We start from the raw sequence: 24236 nt of genomic DNA on the forward strand, positions 1-24236 counted from the left end.
CCTGCCATTTGGCAGGTCAAGTCCCTGTGGAGCAAGTTATGGGGGAGAAATTCAAGGTCGAGCTTGAATAAGGGGGAGGTAAACCTAAGCTGCGATTTCTTCCGCTGGCTTCATGTGATAAGACACATTCAAGCTCAGCAAGCGACACGCGTTGATTTCACCCATGCCTTCGATGGAGTCGAGCTGAGTCATCAAAATGGAGGAAATATGTGCTTCGTTGGCCTTTTGACGTAAGCATTCCACTAACTGCGGCGCGAGATCGACGTGGCTTTCTGCAGCTTTGAAATACAAAGGTTCAACACCGCGTAGAATGGTCATTTGTGCAAGTAAAGCGGGGTTGTCGCTCAGAGCCCAAATCTTAGTTTTACTTTGGCAGCGAGACATCAACAGGGGCGTTTCACCATGTTGGGTTAAAATCGCAACGCCAAGATCTTGATGAACGCGAGAAGCCGAAATCATTGATGAAAGCGCGAAACTTTTGCCTGGGTTAGAACATAAGTGTTGCAGAGTATCCCAGCAGTCATGGTTGCATTCCAGCTCGTGCTCTGCACCTTGGGCGATGCGAACCATGGCTTCGACCGCTTCGATTGGGTATTTGCCCGCCGCCGATTCCGCCGACAGCATTACGGCGTCTGTTCCGTCGATAATCGCGTTTGCCACGTCTAACACTTCAGCTCGAGTTGGGAGAGGATTCTCGATCATCGATTCCAACATCTGGGTCGCGGTAATGACTGGCTTACCCCAATGTTTAGAACGATTGATCAATGATTTTTGCACCATTGGCAGTCGTGCGTCGCCAATCTCTACACCTAAATCGCCGCGAGCAACCATAATGATGTCTGATGCTTTAATGACATCATCCATGGCTTCTTTGGTATCAACTACTTCTGCGCGTTCTACCTTCGCGACAATCTTGGCGTGACAACCTGCTTTTTGCGCCAAGCTGCGAGCGTATTCGATATCTTGTGCATTGCGCGGGAAAGAAATGGCAAGGAAGTCGGCTCGAAGTTTAGCTGCGGTGTCGATGTCTTGAATGTCTTTCGCGGTAAGAGCCGGAGCGGAAAGACCTCCACCTAACAAGTTAATTCCTTTACGGTTAGACAATTTACCGCTGTTCAATACTGTGGTTTTAATCCACTGCTCGTCACGGTGTACTTGGCTTACTTTTAGCTGAATGCGGCCATCATCTAGCAGCAGAATATCGCCTTCGTTCACGTCTTGAATCAGCTCTGGGTAATCAAGCCCAACCATTTCTTGGGTTCCAGATTGTGCGTCAAGTGTGCCGCTCAGGGTGAATACGTCGCCTTGATTGAGTAGAACTGCGCCATTTTCGAAACAAGAAATACGAATCTTAGGGCCTTGTAAATCGACTAACACACCAACATAAGTGTCGAGTTCAGCCGCAATTTCACGAACTAAATTCGCGCGTGCAATATGTTCTTGCGCCGTTCCGTGAGAAAAGTTGAGTCTGACTACGTTCGCGCCTGCTCGAATCAATTTAGTCAGTGTTTCGCGGCTTTCACTTGCTGGGCCTAGCGTAGCCACAATTTTGGTTTTACACATTTGTCACCTCAATCGACACTTAAAAAGGAAAATAGAAATAGGGGGGATTTTCTATCAATCTCGTAAGCACTCTTTGCAAAAGAACTTAAGACATTGGGGGAGTAAGCGGGAGTTGCCTCCCGCTTTAGTCAGGATTAGTGACTAGGGCGAGCTTCTAGCTCTTTTTCTTCAACTGGGTCGATATCAACCACTTTCTTCGCATTCCAAACTGTTAGAGCAAGAAGTAGAGAAATCACACCAGCAGCCAGCCAGAAATATTGCGCTTGAGAGAAGTCGTATTTAGTTACGCCATCAACCTCTGTGATTTTGATTAGAGAAGCTGACGCTAACTCTTGACCAGAAGCGGCGATGTAAGAGAACAGACCGATGAAGCCTTTCACTGCGCCAACTGCGTTCTTAGGCATCAAGTCACAAGCAGTTAGACCTGCAAGGAACACAACCAGACCACCGATAGCGAAACCGATCATACCGAGTGCTACTGCGTCAACGATGCGGTTATCTGGGCCGAAGAACATCAAGCACATGCCACCGATGTTCGCCAATCCGTAAAGTAGAGTCGGGATATGGCGGTTAGAGTTGAACACCTTGTCAGAGATGATGCCTGATAGGATTGCACCTGCTAGACCCGCGATAGGGTATGTAGACATTGCAAAGCCAGCGTCAATCAGTGAGTAACCTTTTGCTTCTTGTAGGTAAAGCACTGCCCAAGAAGACATCGCGTAGCGAGAGATGTACATCGCTGCACACGCTGCTGCAATTAGCCAAACGGTTGGTTGCTTCAGGATGAACATTTGAGCGCGACGAGTTGCTTGCGGATCGTTCTTTTTCTTGATCTCAGGTTCTTCGTCGAATGCTGTTGCTGAATCTGGCAGACCGTAAGTTTGTGGACGGTCTTTTAGGATGAAGAACATACAAATCGCTGCTGCAATCGCTGCAATACCCGCACCGATGAAACCTGCACGCCAACCGAAGTAGCTCACTAGAGACGCCGTTAGGATCCAAGTGATACCTTCACCGATGTTACGTGAGCCACCCCAGATAGAGTAACGGCTACCACGTTGTTTTGGTGAGAACCATTGGAACAGAGACACACAAGACGGTGCTGAACCAACAGATTGGAACCAGCCGTTTAGACCCCAAAGCAGAACAAAGAAGAATGCCGTGGTGTTCAAACCCATGAATACTGCGGTGATACCAGACAGTAGTAGAGAGAACGACATAAATCGGCCAATGTTGGCATAGTCAGAAAGGAAGCCGTTCGAGAACTTACCAAAAGCGTAAGTGAAGAAGAAAGCTGAACCCATGATACCGAGTTCTTCGATGGTTACGATGCCTGCATCCAGCATTGGTTTTTTAACAACACCTAAACTCATACGAACTACGTAGAAGACGGCGTAACCGAAAACCAAGCCTAAAAATACATGCCATTGGTAGCGTTTGAAACGCGCTTGCATTTCCTCTTTCGAGCCATCTGAAAGAGGGAGGTCAGGGCGTGTTTTAAAGAAATTAAACATCTTGCACTCCAAGTTTTAATCACAAATGTTTTGTTGCAGGGCTATCTTGAAGTGACAGATTGCACAGTACAAAGGCATGAATTTGAGACAGAATTGACCCATATTGATATTTAGGTTGAGTCAAAAACGGGAATTTAGAACGTTAGGCTGACACTTGTTACTGATAGAATATGCTTAGTTCTGGTTGAAGTGCGTCAATAGTGACTCAAACATACTCTGTAAGATTTTTTGACAATCTTTCATAGATTTGAGTTACCGCACACTATTTAAGGTTTTTGGTTAATTTGATGGCTGATTTCAAGCAATTTGGGCGTCGTTTACTTCTTGGTGCGGCGCTTTATGCACCACTCACAATGGCAGCAGAAAAAGAGTTGGTGATACTCACGACCTTCTCTCAAGCACCAATCACTGCTTTGGTGGATGACTTTACGCAGCACTATCCTGATGCTGAAGTCCGAGTGGTTCACCGACGCACTCAATCAAGCCTGCAATTGCTCAGCAAAAGCTACATGAAGGATATCGACTTGGTGTTGAGCTCGTCGCCGTTTCTGATGCAAGAGCTGTCTAATGAACATCGTTTGGCTGATATGTCGTCGCGTGTGCAAGTGCCGAAATGGTTGTCGCCTTATCTATTACCTAATAACGATCAAGTCGTGGCGTTTGGATACTCCGGCGCCGGGATTGTTTGGAACAAAGATTATTTGGCCGCGAACCATTTACCAGAACCGAAGCGTTTTCAAGATCTGACCAATCCGCTGTACTTTGGTCACGTCACCATGAGCACGCCAAGCCGCTCTGGAACCACGCAATTGATGGTCGAGAGTGTGCTTAGTCAATATGGTTGGCAAGAGGGCTGGCGGATTTTACTCAATGTGGGAGCGAACCTCGCGACGATCTCTTCTCGCAGTTTTGGAGTGGCGGATTACATCGCCAAAGGTAAGTTTGGTATTGGGCCGACGATCGACAGCTACGCACTGATTGCGCAACGCAAGTTCGACTACGTTGGCTTTGCTTATGACCAAGACTTTACGCTGATGCCTACCTATATTGCACAAATCAATCGGGGTAAGAGTGATAAGTTGGCAGAGTCCTTTATTGCTCATTTGCTTTCGAAAGAAGTACAAGAGCAGATGGAAAGCAGCACCTTCTCCAAAACAGCGCTTGACGATACGGCTCGATACGGTGGAGAAAATCCCGTTCTCGACCTAGAACAGGTAATGCCACGTGAAGCGTTAATCAACTTGATTTTTGATACCGCGATCACCAAGCGCTTACCGGAGCTTCAAGATGCTTGGCTCTCGCTCATTAAATTGAATCGACTCGCCGACGGAAAACCAGAGAAACAACGTTCGCTACAAGCCATTGAAAAACAACTGTTTGAATTGCCACTGAGCAAAGCGCAAGTAACCGAAATTGCGCAAAAGCTGTCGACCATGGATAAAGATTCCGAAGTTGGCATGACGCACTACCAAGCATTATTGGCAGAGTTTTCCCATGAATTGGGGCGTGCGATGTCGGAAAAATTGGACAACGTAAATCAGCAATTGGCTCAATGGCGAGGGAAAGAGAAGTAGTGTTATACCCGAAATACAAAACCATCGGTGCCCGCTTAATTGCCGCTTTTGCTTGCAGCACGCTCTTGCTCACCGTGGTGTGTTTGGTCGCTTGGGCGACATGGAACAGCTTGGATAATCAGGTGCGCCTTTTGTTGGAAGATAGCGTGCCTAAATATAACGCCAGCTATTTTCTCGAAAGTAAAACCAGTGAAATTAACCGCCGCGTAGAAGCGCTGCAAGCGGTAGACAACAAAGTACAGCTGACTGAACAAGCCATGCAGGTCAACGAGCAATTGGCTTCGATTTCGACAGTTCTGAAAAGCAATAAGATGAGCTCGGAGTTTTATCAATTGCTCGAATCGGAAGCTGGCCTTGCCTCGCTACTGGAAAAGTACGTGGATATGATTTCAACTCGCATCGATCAAACTCGCCGCGTCGACCAACTGATGGAGCAGATTAACTGGCTTCACCAAGATATTCGCTCTGAGCTCAAACCGGTTCGACAAGAAGTGCATTGGCAGATTGAGCGGGTAAACGATTCGAAAGAAATTCAAAACTTGCTGGTGCAATTGAGTACTTTGCAACGGGTCATCGATATTGAATCGGCGGTGTACGACATGGCGATTGATGTTGCTGGCGCATCAATGCCGGAGCAGGTCGACAATGGGATGAAGGTGATTCACTTTCGCTTGATGGATCTGCAAGAAAGCAGCACAACCTTAATGAATCAGCCAACCTCAATCGCTTACAAACAGTTATTGCAAGAACTTGTGGTTGTGTTGAGTCCAGAAGGCGCGTTCGATAAACAATTGATGTCATTAGTGACGTTGAACGGCGATATTCAGAAAATACAAGAGCAAATCGCGCTCAGCATGGATGCCATTCATCAACAAATCGGTGAACTGGTTTCTACTGCGGACCAAACGTTCAAACAGGTGAAGAGTGAAACCGCCGAGCGTGTGTCTTACGGCAACCACGTTTTGATTGTCTGCTTTAGTTTGTCGATCATGACGAGCATGTTCTTGACGTATTACTTCATCAACCGCCGCATTGTGGCGCGTTTGATAGGGTTAGGTGACAGTATTGATGCCATAATCAAAAATGACCTGAGCCATCCGGTTGTGGTGGACGGCAATGATGAGATCGGACGCTTGAGTGAAAAGCTCATCGAATATGGTGAAAAGGTACAGGAAATTCAGCGGACTAACGCTTTGAGCTTAATCAACAACACTACGGCGAGTTTGATTACCAGTGACCTCAATGGCGTAGTGGAATCAGCAAACTTAAGCGCGCGTAAGTTGTTGAAACTTGGTGAGGTTAACGAAAGTTATCCGATTTGGGAGTACTTCCCAGAGAGCTGTCGAGATCAACTGAAAAAGGTATTCGATGGTTCTCATTTGTGGATTGAACTCGGTAAAATTCATGTGACATTGTCACTTGGGGACGAGAAACCAAAGTATGTGCGTTTCGATATTCGTCCTTTCGCGCATGGTGCTGAATACAAACTGATCATGACCATTACGGATGTCACTCATCAAGAAATGACCACGCGTACCTTGGAAAGTCGAGTGTTAGAAAAAACGCAAGATTTACTACTGAAAAACCAGCAGTTAGAAAACGAAATCGAAGAGCGCATTCGCACCGAAGACAATCTCAAAAAGACGCAAGATGAGTTGATTCAAGCTGCAAAAATGGCGGTTGTAGGGCAAACCATGACCAGTTTGGCGCATGAACTTAACCAGCCATTAAACGCAATGTCGACGTATTTATACAGCGCGAGAATGTTCCTCGAACAGAAATCTCCAGAAAAGGTTGGTGAATCCATTACCCACATCGAAGGTTTGGCGACTCGGATGAGTAAGATCATCAACAGTTTGCGCCAATTCGCTCGCAAGCCAGAAGGTGAAAGAGAAGTGAAGTCTGTAAGTGTTCATGAGGTGGCGGAGCAAGCATCCACCATTGTAAACACGCGAGCGAAGCGTCAACAGATCATCATAGAAAACCAGTTACCTGATGATGTAAAAGTGCAAGGCGATATGTTGGCGCTAGAACAGGTCTTCATTAACGTCTTAGTAAACAGTTGTGATGCGTTGATGGAAAGCACAAAGGACGAACAAAAACGGATTCAAATGGCGCTGGTGGAACGAACCAGCCAAACCACACTGATTGCGATCAGTGACAACGGCATTGGGTTTGGTGAAGAGATTGTGCAGCGGATTTTTCAACCTTTTGTGTCGACAAAAGAAGTTGGTCTAGGGCTGGGGATGAATATTTGTAAGTCATTAATAGAAAAGCATAAAGGAAGTATCTACCTCGCTTCCTCATTAGAAAAAGGTGCGATGGTTGTGTTGGAGTTACCCAATGAGCAATAACCCATATTCAGTATTATTGGTCGATGATGATCAGGATGTTTTGGACTCTTATTCGTACTTGATGAACATATCATCAATCAAGTCAAAAGCCATTAACGACCCAACACAAGCGCTGCAATATGTCTCCCCAGAGTGGGCGGGCGTTGTTATTCTCGATATGTACATGCCGCAAATGCATGGATTAGAACTGCTTCGGATGATCAAAAACGTCGATGAGCGAATCCCTGTCATTGTGATCACTGGGCACGGCGATATTCCAATGGCGGTTGATGCAGTAAAGCAGGGCGCATGTGAGTTTTTAGAAAAACCGATCAATCCTGCTGAGCTCTTAACACTAGTAAAACAGCAGCTTGAAACTCGAAGCAGCCAGGTGGAATTGCAGCTACAGGCGGAGAAATCTATTTCGCGCTCATTAATTGGTAAGTCTGCGCATATGGAGCAGATCCGCAAGCTTGTTGCCCAATACGCGTTACTGGACACGCACGTGGTGGTTTATGGTGAGTCGGGCACTGGGCGTCACAGCGTCGCGGGGTTAATTAAAGACATGATGTCTAAGAGTGAAGAAACGGAGTATGGCTCTTTTGCTCTCAGTGCTAGCACAACAATGGATAGCATTGATGATGCCATCGACAAACAGCAGTCGTGTTTACTTGTCTTAGAGAACTTACCTGAACTGCCTGAAGAGGGGCAACGGCATCTGGCTCAACTGTTACTGGCGCGAGAACGTTGTGGGAAAAAGAATCTGCGTGTTGTAACGATTTTTGACTCAGAACCGGAAGCGTACATCACCAAAAATCAATTGCTGCCGGAGCTGTACTATCTGCTCAACCAAGGCGTGGTGCACGTACCGCCATTGCGTCAGCGCCCTGACGACATCGTGACGATATTTCATTACTTCTTAAAACTGAGTTGTAAGAAATTAGGCAAAACATTGCCAAATGTCGACTCTAGCTATCTTGCGCTACTGAGAGGCTATCCGTGGCCGGGCAACATCCGTGAGCTAAGAAACATCGCTGAGTTATACGCAATCGGAATTGTTAAATTAACGGGTAAAGAGCGCATCTACTCACAAAATGAGATTCAGCTTCCATTGGATGATTTGGTGGACGATTTTGAAAAGCAGCTAATAGAAGATGCGTTGTTTTTGCACTCCGGGCGAATTACGGATGCGGCAAACCATCTGCAAATACCGCGTAAAAAGCTGTATTTGAGAATGAAAAAGCACGGAATTGAAAAGGGCAATTATAAGTCGCGATAACAAAAAAGCGTTTGAGGTCTACATCAGTAAGCTCAAACGCTTTTTCATCAAAACTCAGAGTGATGAGCACCAATCTGCGGCATAGAAAATTAACTGATCACCGTGAGATACGGATAACGAATCACGATGGCAATTACGGACATCGCCATTAAAGTTTGCGCGGAATAGTACGTGACCATCACCACTTGCCGAGAAAATACCGAGTAACCACCAAAGCGCTCAAAAGCCAGCACCGTGCCGGAAATGATGAAGATAAAACTTCCTAACACCGCAAACGAAGATGACTGCGTTTTCCCACTTAGATAATACTCAATGGCCATCCAACACATGGTCATCAAAACCAAAATGTAGATCGCGACAGGGATTCTTTCTTTGCCGAGGTCAGGTCGAAACAGCCAGTAAAAGCAAATGCCGAGCCCAAACAAAGCAATAGGAAGCCAAGGAGTGAAATGCCATGCCGACATTAAGCTAAAGCCATAGCTGTAGGACAAATGAGCAGAGCAAAATAGGCTTAGACCAATGATGAACTTATCTCGCGGTAACATTAGTAGTAAATCACCGAGTAGTGACAACGATAAACCCACTAATATCCACTGAGTGTAAGGAAGTTGACTCGCGGGAGAATTAAGCAAAATGCCAATCATCACAAGTACAGGCAATGGCTTTGATACGTAGAATAGCCATTTCGGCCCTTTACGGACACTTATGATGTGTATGAATGCTAATACAACGACAACTAGCCACATATATAAACAACTCTCGAACAGACAAACGTGAGTAGCGTAGTGCTACTCCAAACAAAAAAGATCTAACAAATGCGTAAGTTAGACCTTTGATTTCAATTTTATTTTTTGTGTATGTAAAGCTAAACCGTCGCCACTTTACTGACCAACGGGAACACTTAATTTTGCGCATTAATTGTTGTTTTTAGAATGCCCAATATTTGAACGCGTTGAAGCTTACAAAATAGCATAAAAAAACGGTATTGTGACCGTTAAGTCACAATACCGTTAAACCCTAGAAAGGGCAGTGAACAGTTGTTGCTGTTATGAGACAGCTAATTCTAAAATTTCACGGCTGCGTTCAAGAGTAATCGCTTGGTTTTCACCCAGAACCGTCATTCCGTGTTTGTTGAGTTGGTCAATGATGGCATCGATCGCTTGCTCGCGGCTCTCACCGTAGTTGTCTAGTTGAGTTGCTACACCAAGTTGGTGGTAGAACGCTTCGATGGCTTCGATAGTGCGTTCTGCAAGATCATCACCAGACTCCAGACCAAATACATTACGACCCATTTGCTCAAGCTTCGCGCGCTTAAATTGCATCTGGTTACGCAGCAGTGATGGTTGGATGATGGCAAGAGAACGTGCGTGATCGACGCCCCAAAGAGCAGTCAGCTCGTGACCGATCATGTGCGTTGCCCAATCGTGAGGAACGCCGCTACCAATCAAACCATTCAATGCTTGGTTTGCAGACCACATGAGGTTTGCGCGCCATTGGTCGTCATCGCGCTCTGCGAACTGTTCGCCAAGCGTTTTTAGGGTTTTTAGCAGGGTCTCTGCGTACCCGTCTTGAACCATCGCACCAGTAGGCAGTGTAATGTATTGCTCACAAACGTGTACCCACGCATCCACAATGCCGTTAATAAGCTGACGTTCAGGCAGCGTTTTCATTACATCTGGATCTAAGACTGCAAACTTAGGCTGTACAGCAGGAGACATGAACGGCAGCTTGTCTTGAGTTTCTGCTTTTGTAATCACTGCACCCATGTTGGATTCTGAACCAGTTGCAGGTAGCGTTAGGATAGCCGCAAGCGGTGTTGCTTCTGTAACTTGATGCTTACCGATCATAATGTCCCAACCGTCACCATCGTACTTTGATGCTGCCGCAACGTATTTCGAACCGTCGATAACCGAACCACCACCAACAGCAAGAATAAAGTCGATGTTTTGATCTTTTACGATAGCGACCGCTTTATCCAATGTTTCTTTTGTTGGGTTTGGTTCTACACCAGAAAACTCAGACCATTCGTGGCCAGTGAGCGCTTCTGCTACTTGGTCGTATACGCCGTTCTTTTTGATTGAGCCGCCACCGTAAATCACCAAGACCCTTTGATCCGCTGGGATCGCGTCTTTGATTGCTGCGATTTGTTGTTGGCCAAAGAAAATTTTGGTTGGGTTGACATAAGAAAAGTTCATTGCAGACCTCTTGTTTCCAGTTGAGGAGATTGAATACGTGCATATTAGTACGACTTTTTGTCGTGTTGTAGGTCGATTTCTGTAAATTACTTGCCTATTTCTACAAAATTGTTGTTATAGCGCTGGAATCGGAAATAGAAGAGAAAGTATAGTGAGCAAAATGACAACAGAGCGTAGACCGATTGACGGTTTATGGAGCATTACATGAACACATTAGCCGAAACCATGCAGCAGTATGTTGAAAAGCATGATCTGCACAATTTAGAAGGCATCAAGCAAACTGCTATCGAAGGCGTCTGGTTTTATCGCAGTAGCAAAGGCAATAACCGTCAACCATTTGTGTATCAATCAGGGATCATTGTGCTTGGCCAAGGGCATAAAAACATCCATATAGGGCAAACGCCAGTTCAGTATGGTCCGGATGACTATTTGGTGGTGGGCGTACCTATGCCTCTAGAGTGTGAAGCATTTGCCACCAACAATGAGCCTTTGCTCGGTATTTCTATCGACATCTCGCCAACGCTGCTGCACAAACTTGTGAAAAAGCTCGAAGCACAGAAATTTAGTAATATCTGCGAAGATTCTAAACGTTGTGGCCTCAAATCGGTTCGAATGAACGACGCCATGCTCGATGCTTGCAAGCGATTAATGAAGGCGCTTTGCAACGATTTGGATGTGGCGATATTGGGCGAGTCCTTACTAGAAGAAATTGTCTATCGAACGCTTGTAAGTAAAGAAGGGTACGTGTTGTTTGAATTGGCTCACCAAGAAGGTTCCTACGCGAGAGTAGCAAAAGCACTCAATCGTGTTCATGCCGAATATCATGAGCAATTGAATGTTCAAACATTGGCGGAAGAGGCCAACATGAGTATCTCGGCATTTCATCAGGCGTTTCGAAGCGTGACTTTAGAATCACCTTTGCAATACATCAAAAAAGTGCGTCTCAATAAAGCGAGAGATTTGATTCAACTCGAAGGGAAACGAGTCAACGATGCTGCTCGACTTGTAGGCTACAGCAGCCCATCACAGTTTAGTCGCGAGTACAAGCGACATTTCAATGAAACACCAAGGTCAACAAAGGCATAGTGATCTTTATTTCAAAATGACGACTTTTTTCGCCTTTTTTATTAATTTGCGAGTCACTTATTTATTCGAATTATAAAATTAGTTGCCGGTGCCAAATAATAGGTATTTTGTTGCAACCATTTAGTGGATTCTTGAGAGGTGGTGTTGAAAACTCGCAAATACATAGTGTGAAATTTCCAACTTGTACTTAAGTTATTTTACGTCGAAATAAAAGTAAGAACGTGTTGTTTCAAACACGTTTAATATTGTTTTAACAATAACTTAAGGAAGAGCGATTATGCACCTTAAAAACGGGAAAGCAGTGAAAAGTGTCTTTACGCTAAGTACGCTGACTGCATCTTGTCTATTGGCCTTCAACAGCTACGCAGCGGTTGATTGTGCCCCTCTAGAAGTTTGGGATTCGTCAAAAGTTTATAATGGCGGCGACCAAGTTCAGCACGAAGGTAACGCATACAAAGCGCGTTACTGGACGCAAAACAATAACCCTGCACAAGCTGGCCAGTGGGGCGAGTGGGAATCTCTTGGTGCTTGTGATGGAACAGGTCCTGTTGATCCACCACAAAATGAAATCCCGACGGTGACTCTAACCGCTCCTTCTGCGTCGGCATCTATCACCGCTGGTGAAGTGGTTAACCTAGCCGCAGATGCAGCAGACACTGATGGCACAATTAGCAAAGTTGAATTCTTTGTTGATGGTGCTTTAGTTGGTCAGTCTACTTCGGCTCCTTTCACTGCATCTTGGACTGCAACTGAAGGCGTACACGAGTTTTCAACTAAATCTTATGATGACGCTGGCGCGGTAAGTACTGCAAGTTCAGTAACGCTTACGATTGCTTCAGCTCAACCAGGTAATGAAGCGCCTACAGTGGATGTTGCGCTTTCAGCTACTTCAATCGAGTTAGGCGGTACTGTTACGCTTACTGCTAACGCAGCAGACGCGGATGGTAGCGTTGCTAAAGTTGACTTCTACGTTGCTGGCGCATTAGCTGGCACAGCAACAGCTGCTCCTTACACACTAGACGTTACGCCTTCAAAAGCGGGCGCTCTAGCGGTATACGCGAAAGCGACAGATAACGCAGGTGCAAGCACAGACTCTGCAATTGCTACGTTAACTGTAAATGGTGGCGCAGTGGTCTCTAACTGTCGTCCTGACGGTCTTTACCAAACAACAGGCGTGGACGTACCTTACTGTTCAATCTACGACGAAGAAGGTCGTGAGAAAATGGGTGCGGATCACCCACGTCGTGTCATCGGCTACTTCACGAGCTGGCGCGCAGGTGATGACCCACAATCGACTTACCTTGTTAAAGACATTCCTTGGGAACAGCTAACTCACATCAACTACGCGTTTGTGAGCATTGGTTCTGACGGTAAAGTGAACGTTGGCGATGTTAATGATCCAAACAACGCTGCAACTGGCAAAACATGGCCAGGTGTTGAAGTCGATCCTACGCTTGGTTTCAAAGGTCACTTTGGTGCACTAGCAACTTACAAGCAAAAACACGATGTTAAGACGCTAATCTCGATTGGTGGTTGGGCTGAAACCGGCGGTCACTTCGATGCAAATGGCGATCGTGTTGCTGATGGTGGCTTCTACACAATGACGACCAATGCTGATGGTTCTATCAACCATGCTGGCATTGAGAAGTTCGCAGCTTCTGCAGTTGAAATGATGCGTAAGTACAAGTTCGATGGTCTGGATATCGACTACGAATACCCAACATCAATGGCTGGTGCTGGTAACCCTTACGATAAAGACTTCATGGAACCACGCCGTCAATACCTATGGGCTTCTTACCAAGAGCTGATGAAAGTACTTCGTGAAAAACTAGATGCAGCTTCTGCTCAAGATGGTACTCATTACATGCTGACTATTGCAGCGCCATCGTCTGGTTACTTGCTACGCGGTATGGAAACCTTCGATGTAACTAAGTACCTAGACTACGTAAACATCATGTCTTACGACTTGCACGGTGCTTGGAACGATCACGTTGGTCACAACGCGGCATTATTCGATACAGGAAAAGACTCTGAGCTAGCACAGTGGAACGTATACGGTACAGCAGCTTATGGCGGTATTGGTTACTTGAATACTGACTGGGCTTACCATTACTTCCGAGGTTCTATGCCAGCAGGCCGTATCAACATTGGTGTTCCTTACTACACTCGTGGTTGGCAAGGCGTAACTGGTGGTGACAATGGCCTTTGGGGCCGAGCAGCGCTACCTAACCAAGCTGAGTGTCAACCAGGCACTGGTGAAGGTGAGAAGAACAACTGTGGTAACGGTGCTATCGGCATCGATAACATGTGGCACGATTTAGATCCACAAGGTCGTGAAATGGGCGCAGGCTCGAACCCTATGTGGCACGCGAAGAACCTAGAGAAAGGCATTTGGGGTTCTTACGCTCAAGCTTACGGTCTAGATCCCGTGAACGATCCTTCTGACAAATTGGTTGGTACGTACACTCGTAATTACGACAGTGTTGCTGTAGCTCCTTGGTTGTGGAACGCAGAGAAGGGCGTATTCCTGTCTACAGAAGATAAAGCGTCTATCGAAGTGAAAGCGGACTACGTTATCGATAAAGAAATCGGCGGTATCATGTTCTGGGAACTAGCAGGTGACTACAACTGTTACGTACTAGATGCAAATGGCAACCGTACTGCTATCGATGCAACTGAGCAAGCGTGTGCTGCGGGTAATGGTGAATACCACATGGGTAACACTATGACCAAAGCTATCTACGACAAGTTTAAGTCTGCAACGCCTTACGGTAACAAAGTAGCGACTGGTCCAACACCAACTGAAGCTGTAGATATTACTGTTAGTGTTGGCGGCTTCAAAGTTGGCGACCAAAACTACCCAATTAACCCTAAGATCACATTTACGAACAACACAGGTCAAGCAATCCCTGGCGGTACTGAATTCCAATTCGATATCCCAGTATCTGCGCCGGACAACGCGAAAGACCAATCTGGTGGCGGTTTGAAAGTGATTGCTTCTGGACATACTCGTGCAAACAACATCGGTGGTTTGGATGGCGTAATGCACCGCGTATCGTTCTCTCTACCAGCATGGAAAGATCTGCCAGCAGGCGGTACTTACGAGCTTGATATGGTTTACTACCTACCAATCTCTGGTCCTGCGAACTACTCAGTGATTTCTGGTGGTAAAGAGTTTGCGTTCAAGTTTGAGCAACCAGACCTACCAATCGGAGACCTAAACGCAGGTACTGGCGGTGGCGGTACAACTGAACCAGGCTCTTGTGATACTGCTGGTTTGGTAACATACCCAAATCTGCCACAAACTGACTGGGCAGGTAACCCAAGCCACGCAAACCAAGGCGACAAAGTCATCCACAATGGTGTGGTTTACCAAGCAAACTGGTGGACGGCTTCTGAACCAGGTAGCGACGGTAGCTGGGCTACAGTATGTAACATCTAATCATTATTGATTAACTGTTATTACCTAACTTTCATAGGTACTTAAACAAAAGCGCACGGTAATTATCGTGCGCTTTTTCGTTTATGTTGTCGTTTGAATTGAGGACTCTCAGAACTGGTAGCTCTCCGGTATAACAACAATGCCTTTTTCTGAGATCTTGAAGCGTTTGGCGTCTTCAACCTTATTGATGCCGATTTGTGTGTTCGGTGGTATGCGAACGTGTTTATCGACGATGCAATTCACCAGTTGGCTGCCTTCACCGACTTCTACATCATCAAAAATGATGGAATCCACAACGGTCGCGCTATCTTGAATGCGCACATTTGATGAAATGATCGAGTGCTGGACTGAGCCGCCTGAGTTGATAACACCGGTAGCTATGATCGAGTTGATGAAAATACCTTCGTTTCCTGTTGCAGAAGAGACGGTTCTCGCTGGTGGAAATTGAGGTTCGTAAGTGCGGATAGCCCAGTTAGATTGATAAAGGTTCATCGGAGGTACTGGTTCCAATAAATCCATATTTGCTTCATAGAAGGAGTCAATTGTCCCGACATCACGCCAGTAACAATCTTTATCGACACGACCTTTGCTGCCACAAAACTTGTAAGCGTAAACCGATTCGGTGTCGATCAATTTTGGAATAATGTCGTTGCCAAAGTCATGGCTAGACGTTTCCAGTTTCGCATCTTCGGTCAGCGCTTCTTTGAGCACATCCATATCAAAGATGTAGATCCCCATTGATGCAAGGCTCTTGGTTTTATCGTCTGGAAGAGTAGGTGGGTTTTCAGGCTTCTCGACAAAAGACTTAACCAGTCCGTTTTCAGCGATTCCCATTACTCCGAAAGCAGAGGCGTCCTTTACTGGAACATCCATACAAGCAACGGTCAGCTTTGCCCCTTTCTCTTTATGCTCCTCAAGCATCGCTGCGTAATCCATACGATAAATATGGTCACCAGATAACACAACAACGTATTTTGCGTCGTTCCGCGATAGTAACCATAAGTTGTGGTAGATGGCGTCGGCGGTACCTTCATACCATGCACCACCTTTGCGCATTTGAGGCGGAACTGCCGTAATGTACTCACCAAGTTCGGGATTAAAAATCGACCAACCGTCACGAAGGTGCTTTTGTAGTGAGTGAGATTTGTATTGAGTAAGCACTAGAATTTTACGTAAACCTGAATTAAGACAATTGGTTAGCGTAAAATCGATGATTCTGTATTTGCCGCCAAATGGTACCGCAGGTTTGGCTCGATCATCAGTGAGTGGGCTAAGTCGTGAGCCCATCCCGCCTGCTAAAATTACAGCGAGTGCGTCTTGCATAATATTCCCTTTCCCTTGTTCTACATGCGTCTAAACCGTGCTTAACCGGAGGAGGTGTTATACAACGCAACAATTTAGAATGACATGTGCTGGTTTGTTTGTTAGCTACTGCAAACTGTAGTACAAGAATCGCGCCATTGAATATTTCTTTAAAAATCAAAATGATGAATTTTGTGACCGAGAGTTGATGCACTATATTAGTGAATTAAAAAATAGACAGTGCATTATATTGGGGCGGTATAGAATCTGGGGATTTAAAGAGATTATTGATTTACAATGTAAAACCTATTTAAAACAGTAAGATAAAGGGAGCTGTCTAGCTCCCTTTGTGTTTGATTTCATTTAAATGAAGCTCATTATGACAAACCGATGATATTACCATCTTCATCAAGGTCGAGATTCATAAACGCTGGCTTGTCAGGAAGACCGGGCATGGTCATAACGCTACCCGATAATGCGTACACGAAGCCAGCACCGGCACATAAACGCAGTTCACGAATTGGAACAGTAAAGCCAACTGGCGCGCCTTTTACTGAAGAATCGGTGGTGATAGAAAGTGGCGTTTTAGCAATACAAACAGCTAATTCGTTAAACCCTAGTTTTTCAAAATGAGCCAATTGCTGAGTTGCAAGTTCACTCATTTCAACATTTGTCGCACCATATCCAGCTTCACACACAGACATCAGCTTCTCCTGAAGGGATTGATGTTTCTGATATAGAGGTCGGAAATTCGTGGTTTTTTCGCAAGCATCAACGACATGCTGTGCTAGATCTCTCGTACCTTCACCACCTTGGGCAAAAGCAGTGCTGATAGCGACTTTAACATTTGGATCGAATGCGTGAATGAGATCTTGAAGCGCGATGAGTTCTTGTTCGCAATCTTGAGGGAACTGGTTAATCGCAACAACGGCTGGGATTCCATATTTATGGACGTTCTTGATGTGCCACTTTAAGTTTTCAAACCCGGCTACCAATGCCGCTTGGTCAGGCGAGAAAATCGAATCTGGAATTGCCATGCCAGGGCGCAAGTCGTAGTGGTCGGAGTTCGCTTTAAGGCCTCTTAACGTCGCAACAATCACCACACAGTCAGGCGCTTTGTTGGCAGCCGCTGCTTTAATATTACAGGCTTTCTCAAATCCCATGTCAGAGCCAAATCCTGCTTCAGTTACCGTGTAACGCGAAAGTTTTAACGCAATCTCATCAGCGATAATAGAAGAATTGCCATGCGCAATGTTAGCAAAAGGGCCTGCGTGGATCAGAGTAGGGACACCTTCAAGCGTTTGCATCAATGTTGGTGCAATGGCTTCTTTCAACGTTACGGCCATCGCACCTGCTACTTGTAAATCTTCTGTGGTGATAGGCTGACCGTCGAGATCATAAGCAACAACAATTTTGCCAATGCGCTGACGTAAGTCTTTAAGATTTTTTGCCAACGCAATAATGGCCATCAACTCGGATGCGGCTGAAATATCAAAGCCTTCGTTACGCTCAAATCCGTTAATGGTTTTGCCATGTTCGTTCAAACCAATTTTGACCATGCGAAGTGCACGGTCGTTGTGGTCCATCACGCGTTTCCAAGTAATGCTTTCAACGTCAATTTTTAATGCTTTTAAACCAGTTCGAGCTTCAAAGGCGTCATATCCTTCGCGCTGCTCGTGGAATAAGCGCGCATCTAAAGCTGCAGACGCTAAGTTGTGTGCAGCCGTAACGGCGTGAATATCACCCGTCAAATGCAAATTGAGCTCTTCCATTGGCGCAACTTGGGAATATCCGCCACCTGCGGCACCACCTTTGATGCCAAAGACAGGCCCCATTGATGGCTGTCGAATACATGCCATCACGGATTGCTTTAGCTTCGCCAGTCCTTGAGCAAGGCCAATGGTTGTCACGGTTTTGCCTTCACCTAGTGGAGTTGGGGTAATCGCGGTGACCAGAACCAATTTGCCGTTTTGGTTGTCATTCAGGCGGGCTAAACACTTAGGGTGTACTTTGGCTTTGTATTTTCCATGTGTATCAAATTCTTCAGGCAATAGACCTGCTTTTTCAGCGATAACATCGATGGAAGATAACGGTGTGTTTCGGCAAATTTCAATATCAGACTGCATGGATACTCCCAAATATGGCTAACACGCGGCGTTCAACATCAAGCAATCTATGAAGACTGTATTGTTGTTGCGCAAACGTTTGCGCGAGAATAATACTGGTATAAAATTAGGTGTAAAGAAGTTCGTGCGCCTTCGCGTGCTACATAGTAACAAAATCCACTAAATACTGCGCTAGATCAAAACAAAAAGGCCACCAAACGGTGACCTAAGTATATTTTTTGCTCTAAAGCTAACCTTCTTAGCGATCCCAGTAGGTCTCTTCTAAGCTGTCTTCGCGTTCTGGCAGAGCTCGCGATAGGCGAGGAGAGTGCTGAGTTAGCACTTCGTAGCTCACGCGGTTCGCGTATTTACAAATTTGAGAAAGTGATGAATACGTCAGACAGCGTACTTCGTGTTTCTCTGAAGTTGGCACTTCTTTCTGATGGAAAGAGTTTGCAGCCATGTCATGCAGCAGTGCTGACAGTGCGGCATCACCCGCGCCATTAGTGTTCTTAATTTCTAGAGGGCCACCAAGGTATGGACCGATATGTGAATACACTTTCATTGGATTCACACAATCTTCTTTGCGCATTGCGCGGCTGAACTCAAACTTGTTGAATTCCTCAATCGAGCTTTCAAGAATATCGTGTGTAGTTTCACGTTTCACTTTTTCGTCCGTGTAACCTGCCATGTAAAGACCGTTTGGCCCGGCAGTACAAAGAACAAGATCTACCCACTCAAGTGCTTTATCCGCAGCGGCGAGTGGATCGTTTTCGCCTGTCAGCGCCGCGCCCTCTTCTTCATTCATAGCCACAACAGATACGTTTTCACGAATGTACTCTTGCCACCATTCCGCATTGCCTTCAATCACGTACTTTGTACCTAGAGTAAGAACAACAGGTACATCGTGCTTCTTGGCAAAATCAATCGCGCGTTGTACTGCTTTAGGCATTGGGTCTTCTTCTTTACCGCGCATTAGGTACGAAGAAACAACAAGCGCAGACGCTTTCTCAAATACTTCTTCAGGAATGCTTTCTGGAAGAAGTTGATTCATGTGACCTTCGTTAATCGCGAATGTACGTTCACCATCTTGAGAGATAAGGGTGTAGCAACGACCAATCGGGCCATCTACCGTTTGTAGGTGGTTTAGGTTCATGCGTGAAGACGTACGGCAAAGGTAGCGGTAGGCGAAAGAACCCACTTGAATGTTCTTTGACATTACGCCAAGCAATACAGATTTACTGTCTGCTAGAACAGAATAATTGTGCAGCGTGTTACCAATAGTATCGCCAGGATACTGGTGTGTGATCAGTCCTTGCTCTACTAACTCTTCATACAATGCATCTGCTTTGCTCTCTTCAAGAACAAGAGAATGTCCTTTACTTAGGTTGTATTTTTCTAGAAACGCATCATCCACACGAGCTTCGATATCTACGATGGTTTGACCAACACCGACAATGGTTGGGCGGTATAGCTTAGGCGCTTGTCGAATTTGGTTGACTAATGGATCTCGAGCGTGAGTTGGGAAGTAGTGTTTAGATTTACGCTGACCAGGAAACTTCATGCTTGTTCTTGAGTGAGAAAAAAAAGAGGCGGGATTGTATCACAAAAAAATGAAAATCGTGGTGTTTTATTGCAAAGAAATTTGCCCGCTGAAAAATGCAGCGGGCTGACGAATTCGTAAGCGAATTGAGCTTAATTTATCTTAGCTTCAGTCGGTTGGATGTAAGCTTTCGTACCCCAAAGAGGTACAGTTGATAGACTGTGTTTGAAGCTGCCTGATGTCTCTTTAGTTGAGTAAGAAAGGTACATCAAGGTTTGATTTTCTGGATCATAAATACGGCGAATCTTCATCGATTTGAAGAAAACGCTCTTGGACTTTTTAAATACCACTTCACCTGATTTGCTCTTATCAATTTTAGTAATCATCTCCGGTGTAATTTCACCAGTTTGACGGCAAGAAATTGAACTGTCGCTTGGGTCCGCTAAACTGAAGTCCGCTTCGATGCTCGCTACATGGCAAGTAACGCCTGGAACTTCAGGGTCTACGAGCGTATTCAGTTTTATGTCTTTCATAGTAAACATACCCAAAGACACATCACCAACCTCATCGTTGCCACAGCCAGCAAGAATGGTAACCAAACCTAAAGCAAGCAAACGTTTTTTCATTATTCCGTCCTTAATTAGAAAAATATATAGATTCAATCTATCAGACGTTGGCATCTAAAACAAAATTTGGCGCAACCTCAGGACTTTAGCTAGGTTTGTTAAGGGCTTCATGCTAATGTACCGCTTCAAAGCGAGTTCATGTTTAAGAGTCGAGTCAATGCGGTATAGAAAATCCAGTTAGGTTTTCGAAATATTGGCGTGATGGCTCATATACAGCCCTCGTTTTTGACTCGCTACTACTCTGTAGCCTGAGATATTTAAGGTACTCAAATGAATGAACAGCAGTTAGCCAGCATCGAACGCAAAAATGCGTGGCTGCACGATCTCGTCGAAGTTGAATTTCCCACTCCTGAAAGCTTGAAAGGTCGCGAAACCTATTTCCAAGCAATAAATGCTCAAGAATACCAAATCGTTGCTAAAGACTCCTTGTTGGAAGGCGAAGCGAATTTGCAGGCTGATGAAATTTTCCTCGTGGATTTTCATCGATTGACTATTATGTTTTCGATTCTTCAGTCTCAACGTTGGGAAGAACAGTGTGACCAAGAGATGATAGTTGAATACCTTACCCAAATTATCTTAACGCCGGATTTTGAGTTGTACGTTGGTTTTAAAGATGGCAACCCGGTGGGTGCAGCCATTGCAAGTAGCTATGAGGGTAACACGCTGATTTCTGACGTGGCCGTTTCTCAATCTTTAGATAAACAACAGTTTTCAGCGGATATTGCGAAAAGACTTAATAGTGATCACAAATTATGTGACACAATTATAATAGAAAGTTGATCAATATCGGCTTCATTTCAAAATGAAGCGCTACTATATGCAACATTGCATTGGTTCGGCTGGGTAAAAAATGGTTAAGCGTTTAGCGCGTTTTCTCACTCTTTTGTTGTGCATAGGAACGGTTGCCGTACAAGCTGAGGAAACAAATTGGGATCTCAAACGAGTTCTCGTGCTTCACTCCTATGATCCGTCTTATCAATGGACTAATGACATTCAGGCGGGAATCGAAAAGGGGTTCAAGCAAACTGACGGCGAAGTCAAACTATCCATTGAATATTTGGACGCGAAGCGTGTTCATTCCGAAGGCTATTTGCAACAAATGGCGAGTTATCTTCGGTTTAAATATCGAGCTTATGAATTTGATGGTGTGATTATCTCTGACGACGCAGCCATGCGTTTCGTCAGAAATTATTTTCAGAACCCCAAGCGCAATGTTCCTATGGTCGCGATTGGGATTAATGATAAAGGCTCTTCTCTCGATACAGTAAGTACAAATGGCAGTGTGATTTACGAAGAAGATCGCGTGGTCGAAAACATCGCGCTGATCAATCGTTTGCGTCCCCGTATCAAAAATTTGTATTACCTTGCCGATCGCAGTGTGACCTCAGAACTGATATATCAACGCGTGAAAGCAGAGATGAACAAGTTTCCACGTATCAATTTGATTGAAATTAGAGACGCGAGCCTACAAGAGGCGGCAAATCAGCTTTCTACAGTCAGTGCTAATGATGCGGTTTTGTTGACTCACTACAATACGGAAGGGGATTCAGGGAAATATCACACCTACAGAGAAGTGGCTCGAGCTATTGGTGCAAAAAGCCGTGCCCCCGTGTTTGTGATGTGGGAACTCTATTTAGGCGAGCCGGGAATACTGGGTGGCTTTGTGAACCGCTCTGAGCAATTTGGTTATGAAGCTGCGGAGATAATGGCGAGTAAGATGGGGATGTCTCTGACGTCAGCGGCGCATGCGCTGGCTATCACTGAAGCGGTCTTGGACTATAAGGCGCTCACAAAGTATGAAATCAGCCATTATGACATCCCTAAAAATGCTGAAATTCTTAATGCGCCACCGCCACTGTTTAAAGTAAACCTCAAAACACTGTTGTTCACGTGCGGCATTATTGTGCTGCTTTCTCTTGTTGTTGTGATTCAGTTTATGACTATTCGCCAACGCAAAGAGATTGATAAGAAAAATAGAAAAATTGTGTTGCTTCAAAAACGAACGCTAAACGTCCAAAAAGAGATGATTCACGTGTTGGGTGAGGCGATTGAAAGTCGCTCTGGAGAAACTGGCCAACATGTAAAACGTGTCGCTAAACTGTCTCGTCATTTAGCTCAACTTTGCGGGTTGACGCACCGTGAAGTGGAAATGATTGAAATCATTAGCCCTATGCACGATGTAGGTAAAATCTCTGTGCCAGAATCGATTCTCGACAAGCCTGGTGCATTGACAAGTTCAGAGCGTGAAATCATGAAGCAACATACCATTAAAGGTTATAAGTTGCTGAACATGAAAGAGGGCGACATCACCAAATTAGCAGCGGTGGTTGCCCACGAACACCATGAAAAATGGGACGGTACGGGTTATCCAAATAATCTAAAAGGTGAGGAAATTCATCTCTTCGCACGCATCGTCGCAATTGCTGATGTATTTGACGCATTATTAACAGAGCGTTGCTACAAACGGGCTTGGACAATTAATGAAGTCGTCGATTGGTTTAAGTTGGAACAAGGCAAACACTTTGACCCAATATTATGCCAACTGTTGCTAGATAATTTAGATGACTTCATCGAAGTTCGATACATGTATCCTGATGCATAACAAACTGAGCAAGATTACATTCGGTGATCTTGCTTAGAAAAACAGGAATTGCTTTTCCCCATTTCTACGAAATGCCAAGTCTGTCGTTTAAACAAATCTAAACTCAAATATGATTAAGCCATACATTTGTATTAAAAAATAAGTTTGATCAGCGACATCGACAAATGCGTCTAGGGGAAGGCTATGGCAATTACCAATATTAAATGCGTGATTTTTGATTGTGATGGCACGTTGGTCGACAGTGAGCGTTTATGCTGCCAAGCACTAGTGAATGTATTTAATCAACACGGTGCAGAGTTAACGATGGAAGAATGTGTTTCTCACTTTAAAGGTGGAAAACTGGCCGATATTCTTCTTGATACCAAAGAGTTGATGAACATTAATGTTCCAATTGATGTTCTTGAACCCCAATACCGAACAGAAGTTCAAAAGTTGTTTGTTCGTCATTTACAACCAATGGATGGCGCTAAAAGGCTGATCCAATTCCTCGACTCTCACAATATTGAATACTGCGTCGCGTCAAATGGACCCAAAGATAAAATTGAATACGCACTTGAGTTAACCGGTCTGCTTGATGCATTCAAAGGAAAAGTATTCTCTGCGTTTGAAGCAAATAGTTGGAAACCTGAACCTGATTTGATCATGTACAGCGCGATGAGCATGGGCTTTTTGCCTAGCGATTGTTTGTATATCGATGATACACCCAAGGGTGTAGAAGCAGGGTTGAATGCCGGAATTAAGACGGTTCAGCTATTTAATGGTGAGGCCATTAACCGAGTCGACGATGACCGAGTTATTCGCATTCAACATTTGGATGAATTAAAAGAGCAGCTCATGGGCTGCTCTGTTTAACCGTTTAATGACGAGAATGACTTAGGTTATGAATTTGTTTAATTTTCGACTGTAAATATGGCGCTTGGTAAAGGCATTGAATGGATGAGAAATTTTTCGTGTGGAACCCACAAGCAGCACACGTGAATTTTTCACCGTTTGATGAGATTAAGTATTCATCACATTGGCAAATAGGGCAGTTTAGGTTTTCGTTGTCTTTTGTATCGTTGTAATTATTCAT

The 24236-nt window shown here is 45.0% G+C and carries 16 protein-coding genes; 8 read left to right on the plus strand and 8 right to left on the minus strand.

Going from position 1 to position 24236, the window contains the following annotated elements; genetic code table 11:
• Positions 1 to 84 precede the first annotated feature (84 nt).
• Both pyk and UF05_RS08205 read right to left on the minus strand, forming a co-directional pair.
• Positions 85 to 1563: a pyruvate kinase gene (pyk, locus tag UF05_RS08200; protein ID WP_029864175.1), complete on the minus strand. Its 1479-nt coding sequence runs from the start codon at positions 1561 to 1563 to the stop codon at positions 85 to 87.
• A 134-nt stretch (positions 1564 to 1697) separates the two neighbouring features.
• Complete coding sequence (locus tag UF05_RS08205) at positions 1698 to 3077, minus strand: MFS transporter (protein WP_005397635.1); 1380 nt, start codon at positions 3075 to 3077, stop codon at positions 1698 to 1700.
• A gap of 287 nt (positions 3078 to 3364) precedes the next feature.
• On the opposite strand from UF05_RS08205, the gene UF05_RS08210 reads away from it, so the two are divergent.
• The 3 genes from UF05_RS08210 to UF05_RS08220 are packed head-to-tail and all read left to right on the plus strand — an operon-like array spanning position 3365 to position 8263.
• Positions 3365 to 4651 (plus strand): ABC transporter substrate-binding protein, encoded by a 1287-nt coding sequence (locus tag UF05_RS08210; protein WP_021454501.1) that lies wholly within the window; start codon positions 3365 to 3367, stop codon positions 4649 to 4651.
• Positions 4651 to 7005 (plus strand): ATP-binding protein, encoded by a 2355-nt coding sequence (locus tag UF05_RS08215; protein WP_025631532.1) that lies wholly within the window; start codon positions 4651 to 4653, stop codon positions 7003 to 7005. The genes UF05_RS08210 and UF05_RS08215 overlap by 1 nt, the downstream gene beginning before the upstream one ends.
• Positions 6995 to 8263 carry a sigma-54-dependent transcriptional regulator gene (locus UF05_RS08220; RefSeq protein WP_025500727.1) on the plus strand — a complete coding sequence of 423 codons (1269 nt, stop codon included), beginning with the start codon at positions 6995 to 6997 and terminating at the stop codon, positions 8261 to 8263. Before UF05_RS08215 ends, UF05_RS08220 begins: the two co-directional genes overlap by 11 nt.
• Before the next feature lie 89 nt (positions 8264 to 8352).
• On the opposite strand, the gene UF05_RS08225 is transcribed toward UF05_RS08220, so the two are convergent.
• The gene (locus UF05_RS08225; RefSeq protein WP_005479123.1) at positions 8353 to 9009 is read right to left on the minus strand and encodes a lysoplasmalogenase; all 657 of its coding nucleotides are present in this window, start codon (positions 9007 to 9009) and stop codon (positions 8353 to 8355) included.
• A 300-nt stretch (positions 9010 to 9309) separates the two neighbouring features.
• Entirely contained in the window at positions 9310 to 10458 is a 1149-nt protein-coding gene (locus tag UF05_RS08230; protein WP_023585206.1) for an iron-containing alcohol dehydrogenase, read from the minus strand.
• Positions 10459 to 10662: 204 nt separating this feature from the next.
• Between UF05_RS08230 and UF05_RS08235 the strand changes: the two genes are divergently transcribed.
• Positions 10663 to 11544 carry an AraC family transcriptional regulator gene (locus tag UF05_RS08235; protein WP_021483968.1) on the plus strand — a complete coding sequence of 294 codons (882 nt, stop codon included), beginning with the start codon at positions 10663 to 10665 and terminating at the stop codon, positions 11542 to 11544.
• Positions 11545 to 11821: 277 nt separating this feature from the next.
• Positions 11822 to 14986 (plus strand): chitinase C-terminal domain-containing protein, encoded by a 3165-nt coding sequence (locus tag UF05_RS08240; protein WP_045546023.1) that lies wholly within the window; start codon positions 11822 to 11824, stop codon positions 14984 to 14986.
• A gap of 108 nt (positions 14987 to 15094) precedes the next feature.
• Here the strand turns inward: UF05_RS08240 and glgC are convergent, their stop codons facing one another.
• The 4 genes from glgC to UF05_RS08260 form a co-directional block, all read right to left on the minus strand.
• Complete coding sequence (gene glgC / locus UF05_RS08245) at positions 15095 to 16309, minus strand: glucose-1-phosphate adenylyltransferase (RefSeq protein WP_005498778.1); 1215 nt, start codon at positions 16307 to 16309, stop codon at positions 15095 to 15097.
• A 356-nt stretch (positions 16310 to 16665) separates the two neighbouring features.
• Positions 16666 to 18414 carry a formate--tetrahydrofolate ligase gene (locus UF05_RS08250; protein WP_045546024.1) on the minus strand — a complete coding sequence of 583 codons (1749 nt, stop codon included), beginning with the start codon at positions 18412 to 18414 and terminating at the stop codon, positions 16666 to 16668.
• 238 nt (positions 18415 to 18652) lie between these two features.
• A complete protein-coding gene (locus UF05_RS08255; RefSeq protein WP_015313213.1) occupies positions 18653 to 19957 on the minus strand; it encodes an inosine/guanosine kinase in 1305 nt (434 codons plus the stop codon).
• A 131-nt stretch (positions 19958 to 20088) separates the two neighbouring features.
• Positions 20089 to 20562: a CreA family protein gene (locus tag UF05_RS08260; protein WP_005454218.1), complete on the minus strand. Its 474-nt coding sequence runs from the start codon at positions 20560 to 20562 to the stop codon at positions 20089 to 20091.
• Positions 20563 to 20832: 270 nt separating this feature from the next.
• Here UF05_RS08260 and UF05_RS08265 point away from each other — a divergent pair, with 270 nt between their 5' ends.
• The 3 genes from UF05_RS08265 to UF05_RS08275 all read left to right on the plus strand — a co-directional run bounded on the left by UF05_RS08265 (position 20833) and on the right by UF05_RS08275 (position 24016).
• Positions 20833 to 21342 (plus strand): hypothetical protein, encoded by a 510-nt coding sequence (locus tag UF05_RS08265; protein WP_029864171.1) that lies wholly within the window; start codon positions 20833 to 20835, stop codon positions 21340 to 21342.
• A 70-nt stretch (positions 21343 to 21412) separates the two neighbouring features.
• A complete protein-coding gene (locus UF05_RS08270) occupies positions 21413 to 23164 on the plus strand; it encodes an HD domain-containing phosphohydrolase (protein ID WP_029864170.1) in 1752 nt (583 codons plus the stop codon).
• Between the two features lie 183 nt (positions 23165 to 23347).
• Entirely contained in the window at positions 23348 to 24016 is a 669-nt protein-coding gene (locus tag UF05_RS08275) for an HAD-IA family hydrolase (RefSeq protein WP_020842100.1), read from the plus strand.
• The last annotated feature ends 220 nt before the right edge of the window (positions 24017 to 24236 follow it).

It is taken from the genome of Vibrio sp. S457-15, assembly GCF_000960545.1.
In the GTDB taxonomy this organism is placed as follows: Bacteria; Pseudomonadota; Gammaproteobacteria; order Enterobacterales; family Vibrionaceae; genus Vibrio; species Vibrio parahaemolyticus.